This is a genomic window from Enterococcus sp. H57 (assembly GCF_003112495.1).
Taxonomy (GTDB): Bacteria; Bacillota; Bacilli; order Lactobacillales; family Enterococcaceae; genus Enterococcus_B; species Enterococcus_B faecium.
The window spans coordinates 65716-77836 of record NZ_BEHC01000010.1 but is presented as its reverse complement, the minus strand read 5'-3'; the positions used below and the strand labels follow the sequence as shown (position 1 = coordinate 77836).

At 38.8% G+C, this 12121-nt stretch carries 12 protein-coding genes and 1 other annotated feature; of the genes, 8 read left to right on the top strand and 4 right to left on the bottom strand.

The window, feature by feature from the left end; all coding sequences use genetic code 11:
* The first annotated feature begins 105 nt into the window (after positions 1-105).
* Positions 106-963, top strand: a complete 858-nt coding sequence (locus DIZ30_RS03470) for an LPXTG cell wall anchor domain-containing protein (protein ID WP_002317526.1) — start codon at positions 106-108, stop codon at positions 961-963.
* A gap of 111 nt (positions 964-1074) precedes the next feature.
* Here the strand turns inward: DIZ30_RS03470 and DIZ30_RS03465 are convergent, their stop codons facing one another.
* A complete protein-coding gene (locus tag DIZ30_RS03465) occupies positions 1075-1395 on the bottom strand; it encodes a heavy metal-binding domain-containing protein (RefSeq protein WP_002289297.1) in 321 nt (106 codons plus the stop codon).
* 153 nt (positions 1396-1548) lie between these two features.
* On the opposite strand from DIZ30_RS03465, the gene dhaM reads away from it, so the two are divergent.
* From dhaM to DIZ30_RS03435, 5 genes are all read left to right on the top strand, one after another.
* Positions 1549-1944, top strand: coding sequence for a dihydroxyacetone kinase phosphoryl donor subunit DhaM (gene dhaM, locus DIZ30_RS03460; protein ID WP_002317527.1), 396 nt, complete (start codon positions 1549-1551; stop codon positions 1942-1944).
* Complete coding sequence (gene dhaK, locus DIZ30_RS03455) at positions 1919-2929, top strand: dihydroxyacetone kinase subunit DhaK (RefSeq protein ID WP_002328292.1); 1011 nt, start codon at positions 1919-1921, stop codon at positions 2927-2929. The genes dhaM and dhaK overlap by 26 nt, the downstream gene beginning before the upstream one ends.
* A gap of 27 nt (positions 2930-2956) precedes the next feature.
* Positions 2957-3562, top strand: a complete 606-nt coding sequence (gene dhaL, locus DIZ30_RS03450; protein ID WP_002317529.1) for a dihydroxyacetone kinase subunit DhaL — start codon at positions 2957-2959, stop codon at positions 3560-3562.
* A gap of 146 nt (positions 3563-3708) precedes the next feature.
* On the top strand, positions 3709-4374 hold the full coding sequence (locus DIZ30_RS03440; protein ID WP_002289292.1) for a glucose-6-phosphate 1-dehydrogenase family protein: 666 nt from the start codon (positions 3709-3711) through the stop codon (positions 4372-4374).
* A gap of 282 nt (positions 4375-4656) precedes the next feature.
* Entirely contained in the window at positions 4657-5316 is a 660-nt protein-coding gene (locus DIZ30_RS03435) for a Crp/Fnr family transcriptional regulator (protein WP_002289290.1), read from the top strand.
* Between the two features lie 76 nt (positions 5317-5392).
* On the opposite strand, the gene DIZ30_RS03430 is transcribed toward DIZ30_RS03435, so the two are convergent.
* On the bottom strand, positions 5393-7003 hold the full coding sequence (locus DIZ30_RS03430; RefSeq protein WP_109023096.1) for an ABC transporter permease: 1611 nt from the start codon (positions 7001-7003) through the stop codon (positions 5393-5395).
* A gap of 12 nt (positions 7004-7015) precedes the next feature.
* Positions 7016-7897 (bottom strand): ABC transporter ATP-binding protein, encoded by an 882-nt coding sequence (locus DIZ30_RS03425; RefSeq protein ID WP_109023095.1) that lies wholly within the window; start codon positions 7895-7897, stop codon positions 7016-7018.
* Positions 7898-8150: 253 nt separating this feature from the next.
* Between DIZ30_RS03425 and DIZ30_RS03420 the strand changes: the two genes are divergently transcribed.
* The gene (locus DIZ30_RS03420) at positions 8151-8750 is read left to right on the top strand and encodes a TetR/AcrR family transcriptional regulator (protein WP_109023094.1); all 600 of its coding nucleotides are present in this window, start codon (positions 8151-8153) and stop codon (positions 8748-8750) included.
* Between the two features lie 68 nt (positions 8751-8818).
* Here the strand turns inward: DIZ30_RS03420 and DIZ30_RS03415 are convergent, their stop codons facing one another.
* A complete protein-coding gene (locus DIZ30_RS03415) occupies positions 8819-10120 on the bottom strand; it encodes a polysaccharide deacetylase family protein (protein ID WP_002296829.1) in 1302 nt (433 codons plus the stop codon).
* A 262-nt stretch (positions 10121-10382) separates the two neighbouring features.
* Positions 10383-10588 (top strand) — a binding site (T-box leader).
* A 111-nt stretch (positions 10589-10699) separates the two neighbouring features.
* Here DIZ30_RS03415 and tyrS point away from each other — a divergent pair.
* Positions 10700-11956 carry a tyrosine--tRNA ligase gene (gene tyrS / locus DIZ30_RS03410; RefSeq protein WP_109023093.1) on the top strand — a complete coding sequence of 419 codons (1257 nt, stop codon included), beginning with the start codon at positions 10700-10702 and terminating at the stop codon, positions 11954-11956.
* Positions 11957-12121 lie beyond the last annotated feature (165 nt).

Here is a 12121-nt window from a genome sequence, read left to right as displayed (position 1 = left end):
GATGCACCGTTTTTTAGACAAACAGCCTGTTGTGTTTATGGTTCTTCCAAACATTTTTGCTTATAATAAGAAATTAGTTAAAAAGTAGTAAGGATGGGAAAAGTGATGAAAAAAAGAATGAAGCCGTTAATCTGGCCAATTGCTGTTTCCAGTATTTTCTTATTGGGACAGACAGCTTTTGCGGAAACTTCTGAACCTGCTCAAACAGAACCTTCAACAACTATAAGCTCTTCTGATGCTGAAAACGGTGCCTCGGAAACAGAAACGACTTCCAATGTACCGATAGATAATTCAGGAGAAACGATTTCATCTTCAGAAGATACATCAATAAATAGTTCTACCTCTTCTGACCAAATCGATCATTTGCAAGACTTGGAAAATAAAAGAAAAGAACTCGAAGAAGCATTAGAAGCTGCAAAAAACAAATTGAAAGAAGACCAAGCAGCAATCGATCAAGATTTAGCTAATCTTAAAAATAAAGTGGGAAATGACCGTGCACAACTTGAGAAAAAGCTTGCCGAAGCGAAAGCAAAAGCGGAAGCTGTCCAAACAGATCTTGACGGGAAGATCCAACAAGCAAAAGAATTCAATCAGCAATTAAATCAGGTTGCTCAAACAGCTTCTGGAAAGCTAAGTCAAACTCAAGCGGATATCACAGCGGCCAGTCAAGCAATCCACGGAAAGATCAGCGAAGCACAAACAGTTGCTAATGATTTTGAAGCAAAAAAAGCTGACTTAGCAGCTAGTTTCCAACGAATAAAAGATATTTTGCATTCGGCAGGAGAAAAATCAGTGACCTCTGGAAGCACGACAGAAACAGTTCAGCAAACGACAGAGCCATCCAAATCAACAAGTCAGACTTTGCCAAAAACAAATGAAAAAACAGCTTCTGTCAATTATTCCTTCGTAGGCACAGGTGTGCTAGTTGCAGCAGCTTACGGAATCATCCGCAAAAAGAAATAAAAAAGAGAGGATGGGAAGGTAGAGTACCTCGAAGTTAGACTGAAAAATCTAATTCTTGAGTGCCACTACATGTCCCATCTCTCTTTAGTTATTAAAACAGATGTCCCCTACTTATCTCGTGGAGACAGCTGTTCCACTACATGTGACCATCAGCATGCCATTGTCGCTGCCTAATACTTCATAGTCCATTTTTACGCCAATGATCGCATCAGCTCCTAATGCTTTTGCACGTTCAGCCATTTCGGCAAGTGCTTCTTCTCTTGCACCCATTAGTTCGTTTTCATAGCTTTTTGAGCGGCCGCCAAAGATATTTCGTAATCCCGCCTCCAAGTCTTTAAATGCATGGATCCCAGTAATGACCTCACCAAAAACGATCCCTTTATAAGCTACTACGGCTTTTCCCTCTACACTGTTCGTTGTTGTTGTAATCATTCGATCACTCCTCTCTTTTAATTAAAGTATAACAAACTTCAAGAAGCACTACACATATTTTCCCAAAATTAGAAATTTATTATATACTTGAATTGTTCATTAATGAAAGCGAAACCAATCGTTAGCAACTATGTAAAAGAAAGGAAGATTCTTGTGAAAAAAAGTATTTTGCTTATTTCTCATAGTCAAAAAGTAACAGATGGTATTAAAGAAATGATTGAGCAGATGCAAAAATCCGAAGAGGTGCAAATTTTTTCTCTCGGCGGAATAAGTGGCGAGATCGGATCAGACCCGATGAAAATCGTAGAAGCAGTCAATGAATCAAGTGATGCAGCTAGTTATTTTGTTTTTGCGGATATCGGCAGCGCGGTATTGAATTCGGAACTGGCAAAAGACATGTTGGAAGAAGAACAGCAGCAACGTTATCATCTGGTGGATGCGCCTTTAGTGGAAGGAGCTTTTGCAGCAGCCATCACTGCCGGTATAACGGATGATACTCAGCAAATCTTAACAGAAGCACAAAATGCCGGAAAGAAAGGATGGGAATAAATTGAAAAAAATCATGAATGATCCAAGCAATATTGTCGAAGAAATGCTGGAAGGATTAGTAAAAAGCTATCCAGAACTTGTTCATCGTGTAGAATCTTCCCGTGTTGTAGCCAAGAATCAGAAAGCGGAACAAGTTGGTTTGGTTTCTGGTGGAGGAAGCGGACATGAACCATCCCATGCCGGGTTTGTAGGGGAAGGGATGTTAAGTGCAGCGGTGCTTGGTGATGTGTTTACTTCTCCAACTCCAGATCAGATTCAGACGGCTATTAAGGAAGCGGATAGTGGAAAAGGAGTTTTACTGATCGTTAAGAATTATACAGGGGATGCATTGAACTTCGATATGGCAAAGGAATTAGCTGCTATGGACGATATTGAAGTAGAAAGTGTGATCGTAGATGATGATATCGCCGTTGAAAATAGTACGTATACTGCCGGAAAACGCGGAGTCGCAGGTACTGTCCTTGTACACAAAATCGTGGGCGATGCAGCAAGAAACGGTGCTTCCCTAGCAGAGTTGAAAGAACTGGGAGAAAAGGTGGTACAGGCAACTAAGACGATCGGTGTAGCGCTTCGAGCAGCAACTGTACCAGAAGTAGGGAAACCAGGATTCGAACTGGGAGAAGATGAGATTGAGTACGGTGTTGGTATCCATGGTGAGCCAGGCTATCGTCGAGAAAAGATGCAGCCTTCTAAAGTACTGGCAAAGGAACTTGTTACTAAGATTTTAGATGATTACTCGAATTTACCAAAAGAAGCAGGTGTACTAGTCAACGGAATGGGCGGGACGCCTTTGATGGAACAGTTCGTGTTCATGAATGATGTTTTAGCTTTGTTGGAAGAAAGAGGAGTCAATGTAGTTTTCCGAAAAGTCGGTAATTTCATGACTTCACTAGACATGCAAGGTCTTTCTCTGACACTGATCGACTTGACAGGGACACAATGGAAAGATTCTTTAGAAAGCAATGTACAGACGATTTCATGGTAAAAAATCTCAAGATAAAAGGGTGATAATATGAAACTAACCGTTCAAGAAATCCAAGAATGGCTCACGCAATTTGCAGAGGCAATCAATCAGAACAAACAATATCTCAGTGATCTAGATACCCCGATTGGCGATGGAGACCATGGAAATAACATGGGAAGAGGGGTTTCAGCTTATGAAGAAGCTTTTCAAACCGATCATCCTGAAACAATTAGTGATACATTCAAAGTATTCTCTATGGCGATGATATCGAAAGTCGGTGGTGCTTCTGGTCCGTTATACGGATCTGCATTCATGAACATGATGAAAGCGACAAAAGAGGTCGATTCTATTGATTCTCAAGAAAAATTAGGAGAAGTGATCGAGCAGGGAACAGCGGGTATTCAAAGCCGAGGAAAGGCAGAAGCTGACGATAAAACGATGTTAGATGTTTGGCTGCCAGTCACAGAGGCATTGAAGGCAGGGAATTTAACAAAAGAAATCATTGACCAGGCAAAAGAACACACCAAAGACTTGGTAGCTAAAAAAGGACGAGCTTCCTATCTAGGAGAGCGTGCAATCGGACATATCGACCCAGGAGCTGCTTCTAGTGCCATTTTATTTTCAACGCTTTTAGATGTGATCAATCAACCTTAAGTTCAATAAAACTGCGGTGATGCTCATCGCAGTTTTTTGTTTGGCTGTTCTTATGACTTGATGCAGAACAGCTTTTTCACAACCTCTATTTGTCCATATCGCAAAATTCAGGTAGAATACAAAAGATAACGGAAAGAGGCGAAACAATGGAACTTGGAAAATCAGATTATCAGTTGTTTGATCGACCAATCTACGCATTCAAACAGCTCAAAGAGAGCCATCCAACAGATAAGATCGAACAAATCAAGAAAGAATATAAAGAACACTGGCAAAAATGGAAAGAGATTCAGCTCCAGACAGCTGCACTTTTGCCTGATATGTACGGCATGAGCAAACCTAAAATCGAAAGCTGGACGAATGGCTGGAATTTACGCAGTCATTTTTGGAGCGCGTACCGAAGCGAATCTCGTCAAGACGAGAATGCCTGTCTAGCAGTTTTGTTGAATCAAAAACAATACCAAATCTATTTGATGTACCAACATTATAAAAGCGAAGAACGATATGGTAGCATTGCAGCGTATAACCAGTTGCTTGCGATACTGAAAGAGTGGAGCAAAACAGTCGATATCAAGGATTATTACATATGGCCGCAACCAGAACATGAACTTGACGACCACTTAGCTTTGTCTGACTATTTGTCCGATACAAAGAAACAAGAAGAGTTGAAAAAAGCGATGAGAGACCGAACCTTTCAAATGGGTAAACTATTCTTCTATCCGCAAGAAATCGAACACGTTGAGCAAATAACCGCTGAAACCTTACAAGAACTAGCACCACTATATCAAAAGCTAGGTGCGGAAAAATTTCAATAGACAACACGAAATAAGCAATTCGAAAAACAAACCTTACTCTCGGCTTGCGAGTGAAGGTTTGTTTTTGATTATTCAAAAAGTAAATATTTAAAAAATTGATAGGAATCAATTACTTAAGGTCTCAAAAGAAGGAAAATAAAGCAAGTGACAAAAAGAAATCCACTCTATTTGCTGGTATCTGGTTCGCTTGACGTTTATGCTATGATAAAAGAAAATTATCAGTTGGAATAAGGCAAGCCATGTTCCTTTATTAGAAATAGCTGTTTAGAAGGAGGAGAGATTATGAGTCATGATCATTTATGTGTTTCATTTGTTCCTTTGTTCAATCACTTAGTACAGCAAGATCAAGAAAAAGTACACGCACTTGTCAAACATCACTATGTGGAAAAAGGAGAACAGATTCTTGCGCCGAATGGAGAACCTCAATTAGTGATCGTGGCCTCCGGCAGTATGAAAGTGTATCAATTATCTGCTAGCGGAAAGGAACAGCTTTTACGAGTAATAGAGCCGGGCGGATATGAGGGAGAGAGCCAGTTGCTAGGCGTTCCAAATGAGTCTTTATTTGGCGAAGCACTAGAAAAAACGGAAATTTGCATATTGAGACAAAAAGATTTCTCGGAACTCTTACTGCATTATCCCGCCCTTAGTCTGAAACTTTTAGCAATCAACGTTGAGAAGTTAACAAAAGTACAGCAGCAGACAACTTTTTTGATGATGGAAAAAGTAGAAGAACGAGTCGCTGTCTATCTGCTTGACTTAGCTAAAGCGACAGGGAAGGATCACTTTTTCCTGCCAATGAAAATGAAAGAACTTGCTGCATTTATCGGTACGACCCCCGAAACTTTATCTAGAAAATTTAAATTATTAGAGGAGAATGGTTATGTAAAAAGAAAGAATCGAGAAGTCTGGATCATTGATAAAGAGCAGTTAGAAGACTTGTAAATAAAAAAATGACCTCCAAATGTTGGATTTTTGACCCAGATTTGGAGGCTAGCATGAAATTGTACATGCTTTTTTATTATCCTTCTAGTAAGTCTCTTCGCCTATAACCAATAGAACCAAGAATGAACAGTGCAAGGCTGATACATGATAACATAAGGAACACGGAAAGATCAAAAGAATCGTTTGGCATCCGTGGAACCCAGCTAGGGACAGCTGTTTTGGAAAACCATTCTGGTAAATCCAAAATTCCGCCAAAGTAATTGAGTGCAAAGGAGTAAGCTAAGTAGATATAAGCAAGTTTACCCATTCGAGGAAGCCATCCGAATAGAAAGCCACTAATTCCGATAAACACTAAAACGGCAGGCAGGAAATTGAACCCGGCTTTAAGAAACATCAATAGATCCATGTCTTTCGCATCCTTCATCGAAGCCAAAGCAGAAAGCCCTAGTGCACCAGAACTAATCAGGATTGCCAATATAGCAAATAGAATAGCTAGTAACATATTGGTCCAATAAAGTTGGTTCCTAGAAATTTTTGTTGCGAACAGCTGATTCATACGTCCGTGGGTTTCTTCTGTAAATAAACGATTGATGCTAGCAATTGGTAAAATAGCAGCTAGACAAATCAAGACGACCATGATCGTGCTTGTAAAGTTTTTTTCAATTGAGACGCCAGATTGGATAAACATCTGTTTCATTAAGTCGTTACTTTCTAAAAACTGTTGCATATTCCCGTAGATAGAGCCGTATGCCGCCCCCATCAAACCAAAAGTGATAAGCCAACTGATTGTCATCCCTTTATTTAGATAGAATAATAAACCACGCAAGGATAAAAGAGAACGTTTAGCATACGGTTTTCCTTCACGTTCGGGGATATAGCCGGTGTTCAAATCTCGATGTTCCTCTAAAACAAATGAACTGATTATCAAGATTAGACTGAACAAAAACAAATAAAGCAAAGGAATCCAGTTGTTAGTTGTAAATGGATAGGTCAAATAAGACCAGCCTAAAGGATTCCACATCGAAAGGGAGGAATCAGCTACATCTGTTATTGCTCGTAGAAGGTAAAGTCCACCTAAAAACGCTAAAGACAGACCATTCGAACTGGCTGAACTTGGCATCAGTTGTGCAGCAAACAGTGCAACGGCACTCCCCAAAATCCCCATACTACCTACAGATAGCCCAAAAAGCCAAGCACCTTCTGCAGTGATCGAATCTGCTTGGAAAAAAATCATCGTACAGCTGATCGATATTGCTAAAAGCAAATTGATCAGAATACTTTCAGCGATGACAGCTAAAGAGTTTGCTTGACGTCCGACTCGAAAGGAACGAATAAGTTCAATCAGACCAAGTTCTTCTTTTTTTCTCGTTTGGCTCACCACGTGTAAAACAGAGATCACAGCAGCAAACAAACTGCAAAAAAGCAACATTTCATTTGCATAAATCGCTCCTAAAGTATACTCAGCAGCATTCGAAGCTGGAGTTGGTCCGACCATTGCAATCATTGCCGGGTTTTGCAAGGTTTCGTATAATCCAGCTAATCCTTGTCCGGAAGTCAATTCTTCAAACGCAGGGACAAAACCACCAGAAAAAGCAGTGACACCGACTAGCCATATCAGGATCTTTTTCCAGTCACGGCTAAGGTTTTGAGAAAAAAGGGTGGACCAGCGTGAAAATTTATCAGTCATTTCGCTTCCTCCTCATCCTTCATAATGTCTCATGAATAAATCCTCAAGAGTCGGTGGAATAGATTCAAATTTTTTCACACCTAATTTGGACGCTTCAGCTAAAATCACATCGAAAGCTTCGTTATCAGCAGCAAATTGAGCGAGGTGACCTTTTTGCACAAAGTCATGGACACCGTTCAATTGTGCTAAGTGACTATTCTCTGCTTCTGTTTCTATAGTGATGGTCGAACGAGTCAAATGACGCAATTCATCGAGTGTTCCTTCTTCTACGACTGTTCCTTCGCGTATGATCACGACTTTATCCGCTAGTCGCTCGACTTCACTGAGAATATGAGAAGAAAGTAGGATGGATTTGCCCTGTTCTTTCAATTTTTCAACTTCTTCTTGGAAAATCGTTTCCATCAAAGGATCTAAACCAGAAGTAGGCTCATCAAATAAATAGAGATCCGAATCAACAGCCAAAGCAGCAATCAAGTCCACTTTTTGGCGATTTCCTTTTGAATAGTTTTTTGCTTTTTTCTTAGGATCAAGAGAGAAACGTTGAATCAGTTCATCTTTTTTTTGAGCACTCCCTTTTCCATGAAGCTTCATGAAGAGATCGATGATCGCTCCTCCAGTCAAATTTCCCCACAAAGAGATATCGCCTGGAACATAAGAAAGACGTTCATGGATAGATAAACTATCTTCCCATACATCTTGCCCAAAAATCGTTGCCGTTCCGCCGTCTTTTTTTATAATCCCTAAAAGTGTCCGAATCGTCGTGGATTTTCCAGAACCATTTGGTCCGATAAATCCAACGACTTCACCTGAATGTACGGTGAAAGAGACATCTTTTAAAGCTTCGAAACGACCAAAGCTCTTTTTCAAATGTGTGACTTTGACGATTTCTGCCATAAAAACCCCACTCCTTTTTCTAAAAATATATACTAAACAAGATTAAATAGTTTAATAAAAAGGTTTTATACCTTTTTATTAAACTTTTTTTATTATTTTAGTACATAATATTCTTTTTATAAATTTCTGTCAATGAATTCATAAACAAGGAATTGCTAGCTTGATACTTTCTCAATAGATAGTTATAATAAACCTCAGAATAAATTTGAACTATATATATTATAAAAGTTTAAAATTACGGGAGGCTCTACAAATGAACGGTTTTGAAAAGAGAGCACAAGAGAAAAAGAAAGAGATTTTACAAGCAGCTTTTGACTTGATGAACACAGACATAGGAACCGCTGGAGTGACAATGGATAAGGTAGCTGAGAACGCTCAGGTAAGTAAAGCGACGATTTTTAAATATTTTGGCAGCAAGGAAGGGCTGATTTATGAAGTATTTTTTGCATTTATGAATGATTTAGGGCAAGAAGCGAAAGCGTTGATTGCGGAAAATCTTCCATTTGAAGAAACACTGATTGCCATGAGTGAAAACAAAATCCGTTATCTCAATCGAGTGAACAAACAATTTTATATCGATTTGATGACATACTATACAAAAAAAGAAAAAAAAGAATTTTCTGACGCGATGGATGCGTATACGCAAGAAAGTTTCAGTATCATGCTTGATCTTTTCCATCGAGGGCGGAAAGAAGGAAAAGTGGATTTGAAATATTCGGATGAGTTCTTGATCCTCTATTTTCAAGCAATGGTAGAAGGAATTTCTAAGTCGGAGATATACGCAAAACTGCTTCCATATACAGCAGAATGGACAGAAGTCCTGATCAAGGGAATCGCACCGAAGAAGAAATAAAGCATAAAAAAGCCGAAACTGACGATAAAATGTCAGTTCGGCTTTTTTGGTTCATAAATGACGTAAAATCAAGCAGATTCGCGTGCTTCTTTGTCATAGACATCATGGACATTGATGAATGGATCAAGAATAGGATTTTTTCCGTCTAAATCAGATTGAAAACGAATGCCATCGATATTGATCCGAGCATTTCGATAGAAATCCGTACCTAATTGTCCCCAAGCTGGTGTAGAAGCATCGACATTACAGAAAATATCGAAACCTTGACTCTTCAAGTAAGCAAATTTTTGATTTTCTGCTGAATAAGGCTGCCAGTCGCTGATGTCTGCACCAAATGGATAAATCAGAATATTTGTTTTTCCTAGGATAGGTGCAACTTCTTGCTGCCACAATTCATTGTCTTTTTTTACATCTTCTAGTGAAGCTTGAGTCATATTCAAGTGACCCCATGTATGGGAAGCAAAGCTCCAGCCGTCTTTCTTCAACTGTTCCGCCACTTTTTTAGCTTCTTTAATCTCTTTTTTTGTTTTTTCATTGTCTCCATATTGAGATTTTGATGTTCGATAACCTAAAACTCCGTTGTAACCTGTCAGGGCCAAGGTACCTTTTGCGCCTCGATAAGAAAAATCAGGATGTTTCTTGACAAAGGCATCGATCAGAGGAACCATGTCAAAGTCACCGATTTCTTCTTTATCTTTCTCTTTATAGACATTTTTGATTTCATTGTTATTTGATACGACCAATCGGCTAGGAAAACCGGAATTATCCATATATTCATAATAGCTGACATCATCTTGTGAAAGAACCAATGGTTTTTTTCCTTCAGGTAGCGCAAGCCCGTTAAAGGAAAGATTTCCTTGTTCGTCTTTTTGGATCAAATCATTCAAATTAACTAAAACAAAATCATTTTGATAAAGTTGTTCGATCGAACGGTTGAATTCTTCAACAGTCACCATATAATCTTTGTATCCTTGTGCCTGTTGAGAGTGGAAGGCTTTTTGCGGGTCCACGATCAAGCTGTGGAAAAAGACATGAGAGATCTGAGTAGGATCAGACCAGTCGATCAGTTGTTCTTTCTCCTTTTTTAGTGTTTGAAGAAGCTGTTGTGTTTCAGTAGATCCGTTCTTACTATCTTTTTCCAATAACGCAATCGCTTGGTCATAATCGTAGCTTTGAGCCAGATTTTTTGCTTGAGTAACTAGTTGTTGCTTATCATCTGTCGGTTCTTTTGCTTTTTCTGTTATTTTTTTTTCAGGAATGATTGGTTCTTTTTTTGTAGATGATCGGATGACAAAAAACAAACTTAGAATTAAAATAACGATAGTTAAAGCAGAAGTGGCTCCTAAAATAATTTTTTGCTTTTTTTCCATATACCTCGTCCCTTGCTTTTTCATTTTTTTACTTGTCCCATTCCTTATTGTAACGAAGAAAGAATAAGAGGCAAAGTAAAGTGACTTCTCGATAAATTGCAGAAAAAATACAGAAAAAGTTATTTCTTTTAACAATAATTGAAAATAAAATGTTCGGAATTAGAGCGGATTCAAAAAAGAAAAAATGAGGAATTTAAAAAAAATATCCTTTTTCTGTTGACAAAGAAAAAGTTGCGCTCTATGATAGACACATATTAACAATAACAAGACGAAGATCGAAACGAAGTAGTTGTTAAAGCCAATGTTTCAGAAAGCTGGTGGTCGCTGCAAACCAGTACATGCTTTAAAGCGAATTACATTTCAGGAGTCTTTGGCAGTGATTGCCACGCGACAGCGTTAAATGTTCGAGAGGTATGTTGGATATCTAGACATACAAATTGGGTGGTACCGCGAGATTTCGTCCCTTGGCTTATATGCCAAGGGACTTTTTTTATTTCCTATCCTATCCTGAAGAAATAATTGATTACACATGCTAGCAGGTTCCTGCTTTCATAAAAAAACTACACGGAGGTCAGTAAAATGAATATTATTGATGAATTAACTTGGCGCGACGCCATTAATCAGCAAACAAACGAAGAAAGACTTCGCGAGCTCGTTGAAGAAAAGAGCATTTCACTTTATTGCGGCGTTGATCCAACTGGTGATTCGATGCATATCGGACATTTGATTCCATTTATGATGATGAAAAGATTCCAATTGGCAGGCCATCATCCATATATTCTGATTGGCGGCGGAACAGGAACGATCGGCGACCCAAGTGGCCGCAAAACAGAACGTGTGTTGCAAACGATGGAACAAGTGCAACATAACGTGGACGCACTTTCCAATCAAATGAGAAAATTGTTTGGTAAAGATGCAAATATCACATTTGTGAACAACTACGACTGGTTGTCAAAAATCTCTTTACTTGAATTTTTGAGAGACTACGGTAAAAACTTCAACATCAACACGATGTTAGCAAAAGATATCGTTGCCAGCCGTTTGGAAGTAGGAATCTCATTTACAGAGTTTACTTACCAAATCCTGCAATCTATCGACTTTTTGCATCTGTATAAAACATACGATGTGCAATTGCAAATCGGTGGAGCAGACCAATGGGGAAATATCACAGCTGGATTAGACCTAATCCGAAAATTAGAAGGACCAGAAGCAGAAGCGTTCGGTTTAACGATCCCATTGATGCTGAAGGCTGACGGAACGAAATTCGGAAAAACTGCAGGCGGTGCCGTTTGGCTTGATCCGAAGAAAACTTCACCATTTGAGTTCTACCAATTCTGGTTGAATCAAGATGATCGCGATGTAGTGAAATACTTGAAATTCTTTACTTTCTTGTCTCAAGAAGAAATCGAAGACTTAGCGAAAAAAGTAGAGACAGAACCTGAGAAACGTGAAGCACAACGCCGTTTGGCAGAAGAAGTTACAAGATTTGTGCATAGTGAAGAAGACTTGAAAGAAGCGCAAAAAATAACGCAAGCATTGTTCTCTGGAAATATTAAAGAACTAAATGCGGAAGAAATCGCGCAAGGATTCGGTAAAATGCCGAACGTTGAAATTTCAAGCACACCTGAAAATATCGTGGAACTGCTTGTTTCCACAAAAATTGAACCATCTAAACGTCAAGCACATGAAGATGTTTCAAACGGAGCTATAAGTATTAACGGTGACCGCGTTACCGATTTAAATTTTGTCATAAATCCATCCGATGAATTCGATGGTAAGTTTGTGGTTATTCGAAAAGGTAAGAAAAATTACTTTTTGGCCAAAGTAATTGATTAGAATTTAGTAAGTTTTTACCTTGAAAAAGGGAAATACTATTACAACATTCCAATTTTGAAACCCATCCTAAAATAGAACGCTGGTTGTCGTTAATACAATCTTTGCGAGGGAGTTTACATTTGTAAATTCCCTCGTTTTTTTTAATTATTTCAAAAGTGTGAACAA